Origin of the sequence: Zobellia galactanivorans (assembly GCF_000973105.1) — a bacterium.
In the GTDB taxonomy this organism is placed as follows: domain Bacteria; phylum Bacteroidota; class Bacteroidia; order Flavobacteriales; family Flavobacteriaceae; genus Zobellia; species Zobellia galactanivorans.
The window spans coordinates 2140299-2158344 of the sequence record NC_015844.1 but is presented as its reverse complement, the minus strand read 5'-3'; the positions used below and the strand labels follow the sequence as shown (position 1 = coordinate 2158344).

Genomic DNA, 18046 nt, shown 5'->3' with positions numbered 1-18046 from the left:
GGTATTAGAGTACTTGAATTTGTATCTGAGGATTAAAACCTAAAACCAACTCCAAATTTTAAATAACCCCGATTATAATCTACTCCTACGTTAGACCCATCATAATCATATGTATCCTTATCATTGATATAATCATATTGAGCTTGTAAAAAAAACCTATCCGTTATATCGTAGGAAAGTCCTAGGTTCAAATTAAACCCACCTGATGACACAGTATTTTCGTACGGTTGACCAGAAACCAATCCATCGTACTTAGATTCAATAATAGCATATCCTAATCCAATACTAGGGTGAAGCTTTTTTATTACCGGTATGTTGAACTCAGCGAAAATTTTAGGCTGTATTAACCAATTAGTTTCGTCAAAATCCATATTAGCTGGACTGACTTGATCATTTATATTTTCTTTAAAAACCCCTGTATTAATACCGGCACCAATTTTTACAATACTTAAATCTAAAAATCGATATTTTATACCAAGATCTATAATGCCTGGCGCATCATTTCCTAATTCATCTCCAATGGATAGTGGATAATTTGCTTCCACACTCCATTTGTAATCCTGAGCAAATAAACTGGCTCCTAGAAAGAAAATTAAAACAGATAAAAAGTAGATTTTTTTCATACGAACGATTCATTAATGATTTATAATTCGGTCGTAAATTTATACGAAAATTCCTTCAAAAAAATAACGACACTATTAAAGTGCCGTTAAAAAAATTCTATGTTTTAAGATAATTTCTTGTTAAGAAATCAAACAATTCTCTTTATAAGTCAAACCCAAGATTAACCCCCAACTTTTTGGCTATCAATTTATTGATTCGCGCTTTAAGTTCAGGGATGCGTACACTCTCCAAAACATTATTGGCAAAGGCATACATTAACAAGGCTCGTGCTTCTTTCTTAGGAATACCACGGGATTGTAAGTAGAACAAAGCGTCTTCATCTAACTGCCCTATGGTACAACCATGGGAGCACTTTACATCGTCGGCAAAAATCTCCAACTGTGGTTTGGTATTGATAGTTGCCTTATCGCTTACCAAAATATTATTGTTCTGTTGAAAGGCATTGGTTTTCTGTGCAATCTTATCTACGATGATCTTACCGTTAAAAACCCCTGTGGAACTATCCCCATAAATACCTTTATAATCTTGGTGACTTTCGCAATTGGGCTCTATATGATGCACTAGGGTGTGGTGGTCAACATGCTGCTTATCTCCCAAAATGGTAACCCCTTTCATGGTAGAATCGATATACTCGCCGTTCTGATAGAAATTGAGGTTATTACGGGTCAATTTGCCCCCAAAAGAAAAGGTGTGGATTTTTACCACGCTCTTGTCTTTTTGATCGATATAGGTGTTGTCTATCAAAGAAGCCGAAGGCGCATCGTTCTGGATTTTATAATAATCGACAATGGCGTTTTTGGCCGCAAAGATCTCGGTAACCGAATTCGTCAAAACTTCATTGGAAGTCAAACTCTGGTGACGTTCTATAATTTGAACTTCGGCGTTTTCTTCAGCAATGACCAAGTTTCTAGGCTGCAACAAAAGGGAAGCCTCATTACCTGTAGCGAAATGAATAATTTCGATAGGCTTTTTAGGCATTTTGTTTTTTGGGATGTATATATACGCCCCTTCCCTACTGAAGGCCGTGTTCAAACTTGTGAGCGATTCGTCTTTAGAGGCTACTTTATTGAAATATACATCAATGACAGGCCTGTACATGGGCTTGGTAAGGGCAGCGCTCATAAGGCAGATATCTACCCCATCATGGGTAGTTTCAGAAAGATAAGAGCTGTAAATACCGTCTACAAAGACAATTTTATACGAATCGACTTCGTGTAAAAAGTACTTTTTAACGTTTTTATACTCAAGGGTATTTTCTTCTCGTGGAAAAATGCTGAAATCTATCTTTTGAAGACTGTTCAAGGAAGTATACTTCCATGCCTCCTCCTTTTTGCTGGGAAAGCCTTTGCGTTCAAAATTCTTCATGGCCTCGGTTCGAACGTCGTGCACGGGGTGCTCGATATCTACGTTGTTTTCGAAGGCCATAAAAGATGATATCAATTTGTCTTTTAAATCCATATTTTCTAATATTTAGCAACAAGCACAAAGTATAAAGTCCTTTGTCCTCTTTACTAGGTACTTCCGTACTATTTTAAACCGCGGTCTCTTGCTTTAACCAATCGTAGCCTTTTTCTTCTAGTTCCAATGCCAATTCCTTTCCTCCGGACTTAACAATTTTACCATTGTGCAGTACGTGGACAAAATCAGGAACGATGTAATCCAACAAACGCTGGTAGTGCGTAATCACTATTACCGCATTGTCTTTACTCTTGAGCTTGTTTACCCCATTGGCCACGATGCGAAGGGCATCGATATCCAAACCTGAATCGGTCTCATCCAAGATGGCCAATTTAGGCTCTAGCATAGCCATTTGAAATATCTCGTTTCTTTTCTTTTCCCCTCCGGAAAAACCTTCGTTCAATGAGCGCGACAAGAACTTACGGTCAATTTCCAAAAGCTCCGATTTTTCACGTATCATCTTCAACATCTCGTTAGCGGGCATATCGGCAAGACCTTTGGCCTTTCTAGATTCGTTTATGGCGGTTTTCATAAAGTTGGTAACGGAAACCCCTGGAATCTCAACAGGATACTGAAAAGAAAGGAAAACCCCTTTATGGGCGCGCTCTTCAGGAGAAGTTTCTTCCAAATCCTCACCTTCCAACATCACGCTGCCTTCAGTTACCTCAAATTCCTCTTTACCTGCAATAACAGATGCCAAGGTACTTTTACCGGAACCATTAGGCCCCATTATGGCATGAACCTCACCGGCTTTCACCTCAAGATTGATCCCCTTTAATATTTCTTTGTCCTCTACACGGGCGTGTAAATTTTCTATTTTAAGCATTTTACGAATCTTATTTATTATTCAAACTATAAACTGCATTTGGCAAGATTAACCTACCGAGCCTTCTAAACTAATTTCCAACAATTTTTGGGCCTCTACGGCAAACTCCATAGGCAACTTGTTCAATACTTCTTTACTGAACCCGTTTACGATCAAGGCTATGGCTTTTTCGGTGTTGATTCCCCTTTGGTTACAATAGAAAATCTGGTCTTCGCCAATTTTACTAGTGGTCGCCTCGTGCTCTATTTGGGCGGTCTTATTCTTCACCTCGATATAGGGAAAGGTATGCGCCCCACATTCGTTGCCCATTAAGAGCGAGTCGCATTGTGAAAAGTTTCGCGCATTCTCCGCACGGCTGTTCACTTGTACAAGCCCCCTATAACTGTTCTGTGATTTTCCGGCCGATATACCTTTGGAGATAATGGTACTACGGGTATTTTTACCCAAGTGTATCATTTTGGTACCGGTATCGGCTTGCTGATAATTATTGGTAACGGCAATGGAGTAGAATTCCCCAATTGAGTTATCGCCTTTCAATATACAAGAAGGATATTTCCAAGTAACGGCGGAACCGGTTTCTACCTGTGTCCAAGAAATCTTAGCGTTTTTCTCGCATAGCCCCCTTTTGGTCACAAAGTTGTAAACGCCCCCTTTTCCTTCCTTATTCCCAGGGAACCAATTTTGTACCGTTGAGTATTTTATCTCGGCGCCATCTAGTGCAATAAGCTCTACGACCGCGGCATGCAATTGATTTTCATCCCTTGACGGTGCCGTACAGCCTTCTAGGTAACTTACATAACTTCCTTCGTCGGCTATGACCAAGGTTCTTTCGAACTGGCCCGTACCCGCTTGGTTGATCCTAAAATAGGTAGATAGCTCCATAGGGCAACGTACGCCTTTTGGAATATAACAGAAAGAACCATCTGAAAATACGGCCGAGTTCAACGCGGCGTAAAAATTATCTTTCTGAGGCACTACCGAACCAATATATTTTTTGACCAATTCGGGGTGCTCTTTGATTGCCTCCGATATGGAACAGAAAATTATCCCTTTTTCGGCCAAGGTCTTTTTAAAGGTAGTGGCCACTGAAACGGAGTCCATAACGATATCCACCGCAACACCTGCCAGCTTCTTTTGTTCGTCGACCGAAATCCCTAATTTTTTAAAGGTGTCCAACAATTCGGGATCCACCTCGTCCAAACTATCGTATTTGGGCTTTTTATTCGGGGCCGAATAGTATGATATGGCCTGAAAGTCGGGCTTCGTATAATTGACGTTCGCCCATTCGGGCTCCACCATTTCTTTCCAATGTTTAAAAGCTTCCAAGCGCCAAAGCGTCATCCATTCGGGCTCTTCCTTCTTTTTTGAAATGGCGATAACGATTTCTTCACTCAATCCTTTCGGAAAGGTGTCGGAATCGATATCCGTATAGAAACCGTACTCGTACTCCTTGGTTTCAAGTTCTTTTTTTAGTTCTTCTTCTGTATATGCCATCTTTTCCTGTTAACCAATTACCCGGAGTAATTGCATAAATATTTCGTTTTTTTGCTTTTCGCCCTATAACGAAAAACTCTCACCACAGCCGCAAGTACGTTGTGCGTTCGGATTGTTGAAGACAAAGCCTTTTCCGTTGAGTCCGCCCGAATATTCCAAAGTGGTGCCCACTAAATAGAGAAAACTCTTTTTATCAACGATAATACGTACTTCGTTATCTTCAAAAACCTTGTCGGTCTCCCCCATTTCCTTGTCGAAATCGAGTTCATACGACAGGCCACTACAGCCCCCGCTCTTGACGCCTACGCGAACAAAGTCCTTAGAGGCATCAAAACCTCCTTCGGTCATCAAGTCGATCACTTTCTTTTTTGCTGTCTCAGATACTTGAATCATAAGCATTTGGATTTAATCTAAATAGTTCACAAATATACAGTATTAGTAGGGTTTTACCATAAGAACTAACATTATTATAACGCATATCTACATAAGCATTTTCTATAGTTGCCTCAAAATTTGCACATTAAGCAAAAGACAGGCTTCCCACCACCAATACACTTATTATATTCTAAAATAAACAAGATTATCGAAGTGTTTTATAAGCTGCCACACTCAAAAAAACCGTTTTTGCGTTACCATAAAGCATTACGACCCTACCAGACTGTGCCCAGAAAGATATTTATTGTACGCTATTGCCTTAAAATTAGGTCTATGAAGATTTTCATTCTTACTTTTGCAAAATGTTAGAAGATAAAAATCCACAACGTACATCTTTGGAGAAATTGGGTGAGTTCGGACTCATTGACCATTTGACCAAAAATTTCGAAATAAAACACAAATCGACCTTAAAAGGGATTGGCGACGATGCCGCGGTCTTTGACCATAAGCAGCAGACGGTATTGACCACCGACTTTTTAATTGAGGGCGTACATTTCGACCTTAGCTATATGCCCCTAAAACACTTGGGCTATAAAGCGGTAATGGTCAACCTTTCCGATGTATACGCCATGAACGCCAAGGCGACCCAAATTACGGTATCCTTAGCCGTTTCGAACCGCTTTCCGTTAGAGGCCCTTGAAGAACTCTATGCGGGTATCGCCCTGGCCTCCAAGGTATATAATGTAGACCTCATCGGAGGCGACACGACCACCTCAACTTCGGGCATGCTTATCAGTATTACGGCCGTAGGCGAGGCTAAAAAAGAGGAAATCACATACCGTAGCGGCGCAAAACCAAACGACCTTCTTGTGGTCAGTGGTGATTTGGGAGCGGCCTATATGGGACTGCAGGTTTTAGAGCGGGAAAAAGAAGTCTTTAAAGTGAACCCGAACAACCAACCTGACCTTTCCCCCTATTCGTACATAGTAGAACGTCAGCTTAAACCGGAAGCGCGAAAAGATATCGCCGAGCTATTGAAGCAACTCGATGTGCTACCGACGGCCATGATAGATATAAGTGACGGACTTTCTTCGGAAATTCTCCACCTCTGCAAAAACAGCAAGGTCGGGTGCAATCTGTTTGAAGAGAAAATTCCATTAGACCCTACCGTAATAACTACATGCGAAGAGTTTAATATAGATAGCACCATGGTCGCCCTTAGCGGAGGCGAAGACTATGAACTCTTATTTACCATTGCTCAAAACGATTTTGACAAGATCAAAGGAAACCCCAACCTGACCGTAATCGGACATATGACCGAACCCAGTGAGGGAGCACACCTGGTTACAAGGGCCAATACCAAAATAGAATTGACCGCCCAAGGCTGGAATTCGTTCAAATCAAACGATTAGACCTTTATGAAAAGGCATAAAAGCACTGTAAAATGGGGACTACGGTTTTCTGTTTTCACCCTAGTTTCACTTTTCTTTTATGCTTGCGCATCGGTACCCAAACTATCGGATGAGACGGAAAGTATGATCAAGGAAGTCTTGCACCAACCCGTGCCCGAAATGGTTAAGGGCCATACCGGTTACGCGATTTCGAACGGATGGAAAGTGTGGTACGAAAGTATTCCTCCCCAAGACCCCAAAAAGGGAAGCATTATTTTGATCATGGGCGCGGCCAATGACGCATTGAGCTGGCCTTCGGACTTTATCTCGAAACTTACTGATGCCGGATATGAGGTAATCCGTTACGACCACAGGGGAACAGGACTGACCGAGCGCCTAAAAAAAACGGACAAGGACTATTCCCTTACCGACATGGCCCACGACCCTATCGCCATTCTCGACAGCCTGAATATAAAAAAGGCTCATATTTTAGGGGTTTCCATGGGAGGTATGATCGCACAAGTGGCCACTATTCAAAATGAAGGGCGATTTGAAAGTTTGACTTCCATAATGTCATCGGCCGATCTCTTCGACAACTCACTACCGACCCCATCTGCCGAAGTACTGCCCAAAATGATCAGTGCAGTACTGAAATACGGTATTTTCGGAGGCAAGAAAAGCCAAATAAAACTACAGTTCGTTCACAAGAAAATCCTAATGGGTGAAGCTACGGGCGATATCGCCAGCCGAGAGCTTGCCGAAGCGGCCCTGTACACCTTAAAGAAGCGCAGCGGATACCATTTTATCGCGGGCAGGCAACACCAGAAAGCTATTGAAGGCTCCGAATCGAGATATACGCCCTTATCAAAACTGAAGATTCCCGTACTGGTCATCCATGGCGAACAAGATCCGGTCATACCTGTTTCCCACGGCAAAAAAATGGCTTCGATCACACCAAATGCCGATAGCCTTTGGGTAGAGAATATGGGCCATGACCTGCCAGAAGCAAAAATGGACCTGATATGTGATAAGATTTTAAGGGGAATGGAAAAGAAATAATACGCTACCTGTTGATTTACTATTAACTACAAACAGATTCCGTGCGATTTAAAAACAAAAAATTCCCGAAAATAAAGGACATACCTAACTTGTACTGTTGTGGGGCGAACGACAGTGGAGAACGAGGCTGTTTCCTAAATTTCCGGAAATAAGTTTAAAATCCCGATACCTTTTAAAGCTCAGGATTTCGGTGCCAAAGCATAGTTAAGCGGCATGCTCTGCTGCCCTATGTCTTTTTTGAAATATATTTTCTAAAGTTTTATTGATGTCTTGCAGTTCTGGGGTAAGCGTCGAGAGGTTACCGCTTACATCCGTTGTTACTTGCTTGCCACAATGGATACATTTATACTCTTTAATGTGTAGGGTTACTTTCTTAGACACCGTGTAATGATGCCCGAATAAACTGCAAAAAAACTTCTTCATGATTGTAGGTTTTAAAACGCATCATCGGTTTTTGGGAAACCGCTTACTGCAAAAATTTGGGTCTAAAATTAAAAGTGTTTCCAATTACTTTATTACATCAACGCACACCTATCTTTTTTTATTGGATGCTATACTATCATTGCACGATTTTTTCGATGAAATACATTTTTTTCGACAAACGGAACACTAAAATGGATGAAGCCATCATTTGTTATCAAGTGAATTTACGGTATCTTTCCACGATTTTATCACTAAAAAAACAACCTCACGATTTAAGGGTATCCGTTCGTCGATTTCGATGAACAACCACCCTTTTTTCGATGAAGTGCCAAGCAAGCAATGGATAGTTAGCCGTGAAGTACCTTAATATTTTTTCTCGATGTATCTTATAAGAAAGGAAACCAAAGAGGTTTTAGTAACCGCATTTGCGCTATTCTCTTTATTCTTTGGGGCCGGCAATCTCATACTACCTCCCTTGTTAGGAAATCAATCGGGGGACCTGTGGTGGCTCGTTGCCTTGGGCTTTTGTGCCTCCGCCGTACTCATTCCCATTATGGGCATTATGGCACACGCCAAACTTCAGGGCACCATATTCGATTTTGGCAAGAAAGTGTCCCCCACCTTTAGCCTTGTCTATTCTTTGTTAATTTACGCCATCTCCATTAGCCTGCCTTCACCACGAACGGCAGCGGTTACCCATGAAATGGCGATCGAACCTTTTTTCAACTCGCCTCCCCTACTCACCAGTATTATCTATTTCTCCCTGGTATTCGTTTTCGTAATCAATCGCTCAAAAATTCTGAATATTCTCGGGAAGCTTTTAACGCCGGCCATTATCCTTATTTTGTTCCTTATAATAGGTACGGCCATTTTTTCCTATAATTTTGCATTTGACGAAACCGTATTTCAAAATCCGTTTTCAGAAGGTATTCTTGAGGGCTATCAGACTTTTGACGCCATAGGTGCCGTAGTAGTGGGCGGCGTGATCATCATTTCGATCAACCTAAGGAAAAAAGAAGCCACCTATGAAGAAAAGAAAGTGCTCATCAGGCGCTCAGGCTGGTTGGCAGGCCTAAGCCTCTTTCTAATTTATGCCGGACTCATTGTTACCGGGGCGCTTATGCACGGTGAATTTAGTGCCGATATTTCACGTACCGCCTTATTGGGCGGAATCAGCACCAAAACCTTGGGCGGCACCGCCAATTGGTTTTTAAGTATTTTGGTCAGTCTTGCCTGCTTTACTACCGCTGTAGGTATAGTAACGGGAACGGCCGATTTTATCAAGTATCGTTTTCACGATTCCCAAACCGTATATTTAACTACGGCCATACTAGGTTGTATTTTAGGAATAGTGATGGGCCAATTTAATGTGGGCTATATAATTGCGGTAGCCCTCCCCGCCCTTATGTTCATCTACCCGATTACCATTGTGCTTATTCTTTTAAATATAGCGCCGGATAAATTGGCTTCCCAAAAAGTGTTTCGGGCAGTGGTACTTACCACCATTATCTTTAGCATTCCCGATTTCTTGGGAAGCATTGGCTTTGCCGAAGCCTTATCGTACGTACAAACGTTCATTCCTTTGAGCACCTATAGCCTAGGATGGGTATTACCGGCAGGGGCGGTTTTTGCAATGGTCAATGTGCTCGATAAAGAACAGACCTAAACTACCCCTGCCGGCTTCACCACTTAAACTATTTTCAGTAAGCTTATTCCGCGATCTCTGGGGAAAGCGCTTTGTAAACGAGTCCTGCCAGTGCGGCACCAACGATCGGGGCCACCCAAAACAACCACAGTTCACCCAAGGCCCAATCGCCCACGAATATCGCCTGGCTCGTACTACGGGCCGGGTTTACCGAAGTATTCGTGACCGGTATACTGATAAGGTGGATCAACGTCAAACAAAGACCGATGGCCAATCCCGCAAAACCTCTTGGCGCCTGTGTATAGGTAGAACCAAGAATTACGAACAAAAAGATAAAGGTCATTACCACCTCGCACACCAAGGCCGCCATCATACTATAGCCTCCCGGGGAGTGTTCGCCATAACCGTTCGCGGCAAAGCCGCCCAATTCAAATCCGGGTTGGCCGGAAGCAATAACATACAAGATACCTGCGCCGGCGATACCGCCCAATACCTGGGCTACGATATAAGGAACCAGGTCCTTTACATCAAAACGGCCACCGATCCAAAGACCAATGGATACCGCGGGATTCAAATGGCAGCCCGAAATATGGCCAATGGCGTAGGCCATGGTCACGACCGTTAGACCAAATGCAAGGGCCACGCCCACAAAGCCAATTCCCAATTCAGGAAAACCTGCAGCCAATACTGCGCTTCCACACCCCCCTAGAACCAACCAAAGGGTACCGATAAATTCTGCTACTAATTTCTTCATTTTGAAATATTTAGTTAATGGTTATACAAAAGTACAACCCTAAGGTAGCAAAATTTTAAGTTTATTTTTGTAAGTTAAAGATTACTTTTTTATTGAACGATTTACTTTTCCCACTTCAATAGAAATTGGATTATTGAGATAAAGGGTTCTCCCCTTCTTAGTCTTTTCTACTTTTTTTAGAGAAGTAGTAAAGGGCATAGGCCACCAAGGCCAAAACTACAAATGGAAGGTAGGTACCTATGGTCAAACCTATTTCATAGGCATTATCCGGGGCCGCTTCGATTTTCTTTTCGATTTCGGAAACATCTTGCCAAAATAGAAACATACCCATACCCTAAAATGATATTTCAAGACTAATAGGGCAATGGTCGCTTCCCATTACCTGATCGTGAATTTCAGCTGATTGAACCTTGGGCCAGATAGATTCACTGACCAAAAAATAATCGATACGCCAACCAACATTACGCCCACGGGCGCCTCCGCGCATACTCCAAAAAGTGTATTTATGAAAGGTGGTCGGGTGCAAGGTTCTAAAACTATCTACCAAGTTCAACTCTTTTAATATAGCATCAAAGCCATCTATCTCTACCTGTGTAAAGCCCGAGGTTTTATTGTAATTGGACTTAGGGTTGGCCAAATCGTTGGCGGTATGGGCCACATTGAAGTCCCCCGTAATTATCAAGGGTTTGCTCTCCGACAACTTTTTAAGATAGGCCGTAAAATCCTTGTCCCATATCGACCTATAATCCAATCGCTTTAGACCACTGCCACTATTGGGCACATATACATTGACCAAATGGAATTCTTCGTACTCTACATGGGTAATCCGCCCTTCGGTATCGTGTTCCTCTTTTCCCATATCGACGGTAAAGGTCAGTGGTTTTTTCTTGGAAAGGATTGCCGTACCGGAATAGCCTTTTTTTTCGGCACTGTTACAAAACAACTCGTAATCGGAAATCCCCGCCAAGGCTTCTTTAACCTGATCGTCTTGGGCCTTGGTTTCCTGAACACAGAACACATCCGCATCAAAACTTGATACAACTTCTTCAAAGCCCTTTTTCACCGAGGCCCTTATTCCATTAACATTCCACGATACTAATTTCATAATGCGGTATTATTGGTTCATCAATTCTTCAATTTCCTCGACTTCAATAGGAATATTGGCCATTAGGTTGAACGGTTCGCCACTCTCTTGGATTACCACATCATCTTCGATACGTATACCCATTTTTTCTTCAGGGATATAGATACCTGGCTCAACGGTAAAGACCATATTGGCTTTCATAGGGGCCTTTAGTTCGCCATAATCATGGGTATTCAATCCGATATGGTGACTGGTACCGTGCATAAAGTACTTTTTATAGGCGGGCCAATCTTTGTTTTCGTTCTGAACATCGGCCTTGTCCAATAGCCCCAAGCCTAAAAGTTCGGAGGTCATCAGTTTTCCGCATTCCACGTGATACTCGGCCCAAATAGTTCCCGGAACAAGCATTTTGGTAGCTTCGTTCTTAACGCGAAGAACCGCTTCGTATACCTCCTTTTGTCGTGGGGTAAACTTTCCGCTTACAGGTATGGTTCGGGTAAGGTCACTAGAATAATTGGCATACTCGGCGGCAACGTCCATTAAAATCAGGTCCCCGCTTTTGCACTGTTGGTTATTTTCAACATAGTGGAGTACATTCGCATTGTTTCCCGATGCGATAATAGGGGAATACGCAAAACCTTTTGAACGGTTTCGAATGAACTCATGCAGCAATTCGGCTTCTATTTCGTACTCCCAAACTCCGGGCTTTACAAACTCAAGCACACGACGGAAGCCTTTTTCCGTAATGTTGCAGGCCGTTTGCATCAACTCGATTTCTTCAGGTTCTTTTACCCCCCGTATCTTTTGTAAGATAGGATTACTTTTGGCCACCTTATGGGCCGGAAACTTGCGTTTACATTCTATAATAAACCGATCTTCGCGGGTTTGGGTCTCGACGGCCTGACGATAGTGCTCGTTGGTATTGAAGTAGATGGTTTCGGCCTCCGTCATTAAATCGAAGAACACTTTATCAAAGTCTTGTAGCCAATAAATGGTTTCAATTCCTGAAACTTCGGTCGCCTTCTCCTTGGTCAGCTTTTCGCCTTCCCAAATGGCTATATGTTCATTGGTTTCACGTACAAAGAGAATTTCACGATGCTTTTTTACCGTTGCATCGGGAAACAAGACCAAAATAGTCTCTTCTTGGTCGGCACCGCTTAGGTAAAAGATATCCCTATGCTGCTCAAAAGGTAAGGTGCTGTCGGCACTAATGGGATATATATCGTTAGAGTTGAAAACGGCAATGCTCTTCGCTTGCATTTCCGCCATGAATTTTTTCCTATTCTTTACAAATAGACTACTCTTTATTTGCTCGTACTTCATATCTATTTTGAATTTGATCAAAATTAATGATTTACGACAACTCTCAAATGGTAAGGCCCCAAAGGTTTGTTAAAACCTTTGGGGCCCCTAATTTAAGTTGGTTATGTTACTTATTTGAAAGTCATCCGTTTCTGTACGAAACTTTAAACCATCATATGAATTTGAAACTTAGGTTGATTATCGTTTCAATTCCTTATTTCCAATAAATTAACAAAATTTTAAGCTCTCCTGCAACAGTATCTCATTTTTTTAACGATTTATTGCCCAACTGATCATTATAAAACGTTTTAACAGATCTACATCTCAGATTTACCGTAAACGACCCTATTTTTATATTTGAGTTTTGCTAACTTTCCTAACTATAGCAAAACTGTTTGCCCATGAAATCGTTTTTCCTTTCCCTTCTCTTTATCTGCCCTTTAATAGGCCTATCTCAAATTACGGCTACCCCAGCGGAAACCAGGGCTCAAGCCTTGGAACTCAAGGCACGTATGGCCAACCGTTCCCTAGTTAAAAACCTTCCACTAAAGAGTATCGGTCCTTCAATAATGAGCGGTCGGGTAGTAGATGTAGACGTTAATCCCGACAATCCCATTGAATTTTACGTAGCCTATGCCAGTGGCGGACTGTGGTACACGAACAACAACGGAACCTCCTTCATTCCGGTAATGGACAGCTCACAAACCCAAAACATCGGTGATATTGCCGTGCATTGGAAAACGCGTACCCTATGGGTCGGCACAGGCGAAAACAACGCCTCAAGATCTTCCTATTCGGGCATCGGCATCTTAAAGTCGACCGACCAAGGCAAGACATGGCAAAATATGGGCCTGCGCGATTCGCACCATATCGGTCGCATCCTTATAAACAATAAAAACCCCGACGAAGTTTTAATCGGTGTTACCGGACACCTGTATTCGCCAAATACCGAAAGGGGCGTCTACAAAACGACCGATGGCGGCAAGACATGGAAGAAAACCCTTTTTATTAGCGATACGGCAGGAATCATCGATTTGGCCCAAGTACCGGGCAATTTCAATATACTGTTTGCGGCCGCATGGGAAAAAGATCGTAAAGCATGGGATTTTTTAGGAAGCGGTAACGACTCGGGCCTGTACAAAAGTATTGACGGAGGAAGCACTTGGACCAAAATATCAAACGAGGGAAGTGGATTCCCGACCGGTTTCGGCGTCGGCCGTATTGGTTTGGCGGTCTATGATGAAAATACAGTCTACGCCCTCCTCGACAATCAATACCACCGCGAGAAAACTGAAGTGCCGAAATCAAAGTCGAACGGACTCACAAAAGAGGACTTCAAATCGATGTCGGCAAACGATTTTGTAAAGCTCGATGACAAAAAACTCAACGCTTTTCTCAAAACCAATGGCTTTCAAGAAAAATACCGTGCCGAGAACATTAAGCAAATGGTACGCAGTGGTGTAGTCGCCCCAATAGATATTACCAAGTATCTGGAAAACGCCAACACTTCCCTTTTTGACACCCCCGTTATCGGTGCAGAGGTGTACAGAAGTGACAACGGAGGAAAAACATGGCAAAAACAGAATGAAGACTATATCGATGGCCTGCTTTATAGCTACGGTTACTATTTTGGTGAAATACGGGTAGCGGCCTATGATGCCAACAAAATATATTTGGGAGGAGTACCCCTTATCCGATCCGACGATGGCGGAAAAACCTATATATCCATTAATGGCGATAACGTTCATGCCGACCACCACGCCTTATGGGTGAACCCCAAAATGCCGGGCCATTTGATCAATGGCAACGATGGGGGCGTCAATATTTCTTATGACGACGGAGCCCATTGGACCAAGAACAACTCCCCTGCAGTAGGACAATTTTACGCCATTAACGTTGACGACCAAAAGCCTTATCACGTCTATGGAGGACTACAGGACAATGGGGTATGGGAAGGACCGCACAATGCCAAGGAAAATTCAAGATGGCACCAGACCGGCGACTACCCTTGGAAGTCCCTTATGGGAGGCGACGGCATGCAGATCCAGATCGACAAGCGCAATCCTAAAATCGTATATACGGGTTACCAATTCGGAAACTACTATCGTATTGACAAAAGTACAGGCAAGCGCCATTACATCCAGCCGAAACATGAATTGGGTGAAGCCCCCTACCGTTTTAATTGGCAAACCCCTATTTTGCTTTCACCACACAACCAAGACATCCTTTACCTAGGCGGCAACAAGCTTCATCGTTCCATGAACCAAGGCGACGATTGGGAAGCCATTTCGCCCGACCTTACCCGAGGCGGTAAAGGAGGCAATGTGGCCTACGGCACCCTAACGGCCCTATCAGAATCTCCCTTTAGCTTTGGATTGCTTTACACCGGAAGTGATGATGGCCTGGTTCACGTATCAAAAAATGCAGGGGGCAGTTGGGAAAACATTTCAAAGAACATCAATATCCCTGAATTCAAAAACCCAAAGCATATTGAAAAAGAGGCCCATCTTTGGGTAAGCCGCGTTATAGCCTCCAAACATAAAAAAGAGCGTGTCTACCTTACACTAAACGGCTACCGCTGGGACGATTTTACGCCTTATGTCTTCAAGAGTGATGATTATGGAAATACTTGGACCTCAATTTCCGGGGGAATTCCAGATGCGCCGGTAAACGTGATCATCGAAGACCCCGAAAACGAAAACCTTTTATTTGTGGGTACGGACAACGGGCTCTATGTTTCCTTTGACCAAGGAAGTTCTTGGGAAAACTTTCAAAACGGGATGCCCAACGTAGCCGTTCATGATCTTGCCATTCAACCCACGGCCAAACACCTTCTGGTGGCCACCCACGGCAGAAGCATTTACAAAGCGGACATTGCCCCTTTACAAAAAATGACGACCGAACTCTTAGCGAAAGACCTACATCTGTTTGAATTGGAAGATATCAAACACCTTAAAAACTGGGGCAACCCAAGCGGTGCATGGGCCAAGGCGAACACGCCCGGCCTAGATATCACCTTTTATAGTGCCCAGCCCCATACGTACGAAGCCATCATTAAAACGGAAGAAGGCTTAGTCGTCAGTGAGACGGAGCTTCAAGCGGACAAAGGATTGAATATTCTCTCCTACGACTTGGCCTTCTCGAAAACGGGTTTAGAGGCATACCTTAAAAAAAACAAAGCCAAAATTGAGGAAGCAAAAGACGGAAAGACCTATTTACCAAAAGGGAAATACACCGTACAGCTCAAAGGCAACCGCACCTCGGAAGAAGCAAGGTTTCAGATCAAATGACACAAATAAAAAAGCTCCGAATCGGAGCTTTTTTTTAAGTAGGTTTTGATTTTTCCGGTGGGGACCGGGATTTCTTGTAAGCTTGCGTAGGTTAAGTAGCGGACTTGGGATTCGTTACTTGTTGGGGTTAAGTTCAAGAATTGATTTGGGGTCGTTACTCTCACTTAATTACAATGTAAATCTACGCCAGTATAGGCTACTATCTAAATTATTGTTGTGAACCGGTCCATCCGTGTTGTGAAAAACACAAGCGGTCAATTTCTTCGACAAAACACCTCTTTATCAAAGCTTTAACTTCTCTATTTCCATAAAAAAAGTCCCTGCGCAAGGCAAGGACTTTATATTACTTTCTATATGCTTTGACCTAGAATCGATTAGGCATGTTGTTCCTCATGCTTACCTTCCTTGATCTCTTCTACCAACTTAGAATTGAAGGCAGGCAAATCGTCAGGGTTCCTACTGGTTACAAAACCTTGGTCTACTACGACCTCTTCATCAACCCAATGGGCACCGGCATTGACCAAATCGTCTTTTATAGAGTGGAAACTGGTCATTTTACGGCCTTTTACCACCTCGGCACTAATGAGCGTCCATGATGCATGACAAATCGCCGCTACGGGCTTCTCTTGCTTAAAAAAATCCCTTACAAAAGTCAATACTTTCCCTTCCCTTCTCAGTTTGTCGGGATTAATGACTCCCCCGGGCAACATCAAGGCATTGTAGTCTTTTGCCGCCACTTGGTCTATAGTCTTATCCACTTTATACGAATTGGACCAATTACCATCGGCCCATCCTTTGATTTCCCCAGATTCCAAGCTTACGATATCCACTTGAAAGCCTTCTTTCTCCATGGCCTCCTTGGGAGATTTCAATTCACTTTCTTCAAATCCATTTGTAGCTAATATGGCTATCCTCTTCATAGGTATAATTTTTAATGATTTATAATTCGTTATACCGCAATTTAGGTGTAAGCATAAGGATAGCTTGACGGAAAACAAATAGATGCTTGCTCTATTGAAGCGACCGTAAATGCTGAAGTACAGCACCCAGACATCTATCCAGTTCCTTTTTTATTTCGGTTTCCCAAAACCGGAATACTTTATACCCCAACCGTTCCAATTCAACATTGACCTCTTCGTCGCGTTGAATGTTCCGCTCTATTTTAGCAATCCAAAACTCACGGTTGGTCTTAACCTTGGGCTTTCGTTCTTCCCAATTATAGCCGTGCCAATATTCCCCATCTATAAATATGACCGTCTTATACTTTTTTAAGGCGATGTCGGGCTTACCGATAAGTTTCTTATAATCGATACGGTAGCGGTAGCCTGCTGCGTACAAGGCTTTACGAAAGGCCAGTTCGGGCTTGGTATTCTTTCCTTTGATCTTGCTCATGATCTTAGAGCGCTTGGCCGTCGTGTAGAAACCCGATTCCTCGTTGAAACGGGGCACTTTAATTCGTTCTTTGGGATAGTCTTTGGGCATGGTTTAAAATAACAAAAAATCCCAAACTCCATAAAGAGAAGTTTGGGATTTTATATTGTTTTAACGGTACCGGATAGGCACTCGTATTTTTATCCTTTTACGGACGCGCTTAAATATTCGCGGTTCATACGGGCGATGTTCTTCAAGGAAATTCCCTTAGGACATTCCACTTCGCACGCACCGGTATTGGTACAGTTTCCGAAACCTTCCAAGTCCATTTGGCGCACCATATTCTGCACACGGTCTACGGCCTCTACCCGTCCTTGGGGCAACAACGCAAACTGCGATACCTTGGCCGAAGTGAACAACATGGCACTTGCATTCTTACAAGCCGCCACACAAGCACCACAACCAATACAGGTTGCCGCATCCATGGCTTCATCGGCATCGTGCTTGTTAATAGGAATAGCATTGGCGTCTACGGTATTTCCTGAAGTGTTCACGGAAATATAGCCACCTGCTTGTTGAATTCTATCAAAAGCACTTCTATCTACCACTAAATCGGTGATTACCGGAAAGGCGGTTGCACGAAACGGTTCAATAACGATCGTATCGCCATCGTTGAATTTTCGCATATGCAATTGACAGGTGGTAACCAAACGGTCAGGCCCATGGGGCTCACCATTAATCTGTAATGAACATGCTCCACAGATACCTTCACGACAATCATGGTCGAATTGTACCGGCTCTTCTCCTTTATTGATCAATTGTTCGTTGAGCACGTCTAACATCTCAAGAAAAGACATATCGCCCTCTATACCTTTTAAGGTATAATCGACTAATTCACCTTTGGTCTTAGCATCTTTTTGACGCCATATTTTTAAATTAAGCTTCATAGC

General features: G+C 42.9%; 17 protein-coding genes. 4 read left to right on the top strand and 13 right to left on the bottom strand.

Annotated features, from left to right (window positions below; all coding sequences use genetic code 11):
• Positions 1 to 32: 32 nt before the first annotated feature.
• The 5 genes from ZOBGAL_RS08710 to ZOBGAL_RS08690 all read right to left on the bottom strand — a co-directional run bounded on the left by ZOBGAL_RS08710 (position 33) and on the right by ZOBGAL_RS08690 (position 4795).
• Entirely contained in the window at positions 33 to 623 is a 591-nt protein-coding gene (locus ZOBGAL_RS08710) for an outer membrane beta-barrel protein (RefSeq protein ID WP_013993202.1), read from the bottom strand.
• A 142-nt stretch (positions 624 to 765) separates the two neighbouring features.
• Positions 766 to 2082 (bottom strand): Fe-S cluster assembly protein SufD, encoded by a 1317-nt coding sequence (gene sufD / locus ZOBGAL_RS08705; protein ID WP_013993201.1) that lies wholly within the window; start codon positions 2080 to 2082, stop codon positions 766 to 768.
• Between the two features lie 73 nt (positions 2083 to 2155).
• Positions 2156 to 2908: a Fe-S cluster assembly ATPase SufC gene (sufC, locus tag ZOBGAL_RS08700; protein ID WP_013993200.1), complete on the bottom strand. Its 753-nt coding sequence runs from the start codon at positions 2906 to 2908 to the stop codon at positions 2156 to 2158.
• 48 nt (positions 2909 to 2956) lie between these two features.
• Positions 2957 to 4402 (bottom strand): Fe-S cluster assembly protein SufB, encoded by a 1446-nt coding sequence (gene sufB, locus ZOBGAL_RS08695; RefSeq protein WP_013993199.1) that lies wholly within the window; start codon positions 4400 to 4402, stop codon positions 2957 to 2959.
• A gap of 63 nt (positions 4403 to 4465) precedes the next feature.
• Positions 4466 to 4795: a HesB/IscA family protein gene (locus ZOBGAL_RS08690; protein ID WP_046287834.1), complete on the bottom strand. Its 330-nt coding sequence runs from the start codon at positions 4793 to 4795 to the stop codon at positions 4466 to 4468.
• A gap of 344 nt (positions 4796 to 5139) precedes the next feature.
• Between ZOBGAL_RS08690 and thiL the strand changes: the two genes are divergently transcribed.
• Both thiL and ZOBGAL_RS08680 read left to right on the top strand, forming a co-directional pair.
• Positions 5140 to 6189, top strand: coding sequence for a thiamine-phosphate kinase (gene thiL, locus ZOBGAL_RS08685; RefSeq protein ID WP_013993197.1), 1050 nt, complete (start codon positions 5140 to 5142; stop codon positions 6187 to 6189).
• 6 nt (positions 6190 to 6195) lie between these two features.
• The gene (locus tag ZOBGAL_RS08680; RefSeq protein WP_013993196.1) at positions 6196 to 7227 is read left to right on the top strand and encodes an alpha/beta fold hydrolase; all 1032 of its coding nucleotides are present in this window, start codon (positions 6196 to 6198) and stop codon (positions 7225 to 7227) included.
• 204 nt (positions 7228 to 7431) lie between these two features.
• On the opposite strand, the gene ZOBGAL_RS08675 is transcribed toward ZOBGAL_RS08680, so the two are convergent.
• A complete protein-coding gene (locus ZOBGAL_RS08675) occupies positions 7432 to 7650 on the bottom strand; it encodes a hypothetical protein (protein ID WP_038236978.1) in 219 nt (72 codons plus the stop codon).
• A 379-nt stretch (positions 7651 to 8029) separates the two neighbouring features.
• Here ZOBGAL_RS08675 and brnQ point away from each other — a divergent pair, with 379 nt between their 5' ends.
• Entirely contained in the window at positions 8030 to 9316 is a 1287-nt protein-coding gene (gene brnQ / locus ZOBGAL_RS08670; RefSeq protein WP_013993192.1) for a branched-chain amino acid transport system II carrier protein, read from the top strand.
• A gap of 43 nt (positions 9317 to 9359) precedes the next feature.
• Here brnQ and aqpZ read toward each other — a convergent pair whose 3' ends face one another.
• The 4 genes from aqpZ to ZOBGAL_RS08655 all read right to left on the bottom strand — a co-directional run bounded on the left by aqpZ (position 9360) and on the right by ZOBGAL_RS08655 (position 12456).
• Complete coding sequence (gene aqpZ / locus ZOBGAL_RS08665; RefSeq protein WP_013993191.1) at positions 9360 to 10049, bottom strand: aquaporin Z; 690 nt, start codon at positions 10047 to 10049, stop codon at positions 9360 to 9362.
• 157 nt (positions 10050 to 10206) lie between these two features.
• Positions 10207 to 10380, bottom strand: a complete 174-nt coding sequence (locus ZOBGAL_RS23670; protein ID WP_013993190.1) for a hypothetical protein — start codon at positions 10378 to 10380, stop codon at positions 10207 to 10209.
• 3 nt (positions 10381 to 10383) lie between these two features.
• Entirely contained in the window at positions 10384 to 11154 is a 771-nt protein-coding gene (locus tag ZOBGAL_RS08660) for an exodeoxyribonuclease III (protein ID WP_013993189.1), read from the bottom strand.
• A 9-nt stretch (positions 11155 to 11163) separates the two neighbouring features.
• Positions 11164 to 12456 carry an aminopeptidase P family protein gene (locus ZOBGAL_RS08655; RefSeq protein ID WP_046287833.1) on the bottom strand — a complete coding sequence of 431 codons (1293 nt, stop codon included), beginning with the start codon at positions 12454 to 12456 and terminating at the stop codon, positions 11164 to 11166.
• A 380-nt stretch (positions 12457 to 12836) separates the two neighbouring features.
• On the opposite strand from ZOBGAL_RS08655, the gene ZOBGAL_RS08650 reads away from it, so the two are divergent.
• Positions 12837 to 15725: a beta propeller repeat protein gene (locus ZOBGAL_RS08650; RefSeq protein ID WP_013993187.1), complete on the top strand. Its 2889-nt coding sequence runs from the start codon at positions 12837 to 12839 to the stop codon at positions 15723 to 15725.
• Positions 15726 to 16099: 374 nt separating this feature from the next.
• On the opposite strand, the gene ZOBGAL_RS08645 is transcribed toward ZOBGAL_RS08650, so the two are convergent.
• The 3 genes from ZOBGAL_RS08645 to ZOBGAL_RS08635 form a co-directional block, all read right to left on the bottom strand.
• Positions 16100 to 16645: a type 1 glutamine amidotransferase domain-containing protein gene (locus tag ZOBGAL_RS08645; protein WP_013993186.1), complete on the bottom strand. Its 546-nt coding sequence runs from the start codon at positions 16643 to 16645 to the stop codon at positions 16100 to 16102.
• Positions 16646 to 16736: 91 nt separating this feature from the next.
• Complete coding sequence (locus ZOBGAL_RS08640) at positions 16737 to 17207, bottom strand: very short patch repair endonuclease (RefSeq protein WP_013993185.1); 471 nt, start codon at positions 17205 to 17207, stop codon at positions 16737 to 16739.
• An 89-nt stretch (positions 17208 to 17296) separates the two neighbouring features.
• Positions 17297 to 18043, bottom strand: coding sequence for a succinate dehydrogenase/fumarate reductase iron-sulfur subunit (locus ZOBGAL_RS08635; RefSeq protein ID WP_013993184.1), 747 nt, complete (start codon positions 18041 to 18043; stop codon positions 17297 to 17299).
• Positions 18044 to 18046: the final 3 nt, after the last annotated feature.

Coding starts and splice junctions, on each gene's coding strand:
- ZOBGAL_RS08675 (WP_038236978.1), bottom strand. CDS start 7,650: ATGAAGAAGTTTTTTTGCAGTTTATTCGGGCATCATTACACGGTGTCT.
- aqpZ (WP_013993191.1), bottom strand. CDS start 10,049: ATGAAGAAATTAGTAGCAGAATTTATCGGTACCCTTTGGTTGGTTCTA.
- ZOBGAL_RS08690 (WP_046287834.1), bottom strand. CDS start 4,795: ATGATTCAAGTATCTGAGACAGCAAAAAAGAAAGTGATCGACTTGATG.
- thiL (WP_013993197.1), top strand. CDS start 5,140: ATGTTAGAAGATAAAAATCCACAACGTACATCTTTGGAGAAATTGGGT.
- ZOBGAL_RS08710 (WP_013993202.1), bottom strand. CDS start 623: ATGAAAAAAATCTACTTTTTATCTGTTTTAATTTTCTTTCTAGGAGCC.
- ZOBGAL_RS23670 (WP_013993190.1), bottom strand. CDS start 10,380: ATGGGTATGTTTCTATTTTGGCAAGATGTTTCCGAAATCGAAAAGAAA.
- ZOBGAL_RS08645 (WP_013993186.1), bottom strand. CDS start 16,645: ATGAAGAGGATAGCCATATTAGCTACAAATGGATTTGAAGAAAGTGAA.
- brnQ (WP_013993192.1), top strand. CDS start 8,030: ATGTATCTTATAAGAAAGGAAACCAAAGAGGTTTTAGTAACCGCATTT.
- sufC (WP_013993200.1), bottom strand. CDS start 2,908: ATGCTTAAAATAGAAAATTTACACGCCCGTGTAGAGGACAAAGAAATA.
- ZOBGAL_RS08640 (WP_013993185.1), bottom strand. CDS start 17,207: ATGCCCAAAGACTATCCCAAAGAACGAATTAAAGTGCCCCGTTTCAAC.
- ZOBGAL_RS08680 (WP_013993196.1), top strand. CDS start 6,196: ATGAAAAGGCATAAAAGCACTGTAAAATGGGGACTACGGTTTTCTGTT.
- ZOBGAL_RS08650 (WP_013993187.1), top strand. CDS start 12,837: ATGAAATCGTTTTTCCTTTCCCTTCTCTTTATCTGCCCTTTAATAGGC.
- sufB (WP_013993199.1), bottom strand. CDS start 4,402: ATGGCATATACAGAAGAAGAACTAAAAAAAGAACTTGAAACCAAGGAG.
- ZOBGAL_RS08635 (WP_013993184.1), bottom strand. CDS start 18,043: ATGAAGCTTAATTTAAAAATATGGCGTCAAAAAGATGCTAAGACCAAA.
- ZOBGAL_RS08660 (WP_013993189.1), bottom strand. CDS start 11,154: ATGAAATTAGTATCGTGGAATGTTAATGGAATAAGGGCCTCGGTGAAA.
- sufD (WP_013993201.1), bottom strand. CDS start 2,082: ATGGATTTAAAAGACAAATTGATATCATCTTTTATGGCCTTCGAAAAC.
- ZOBGAL_RS08655 (WP_046287833.1), bottom strand. CDS start 12,456: ATGAAGTACGAGCAAATAAAGAGTAGTCTATTTGTAAAGAATAGGAAA.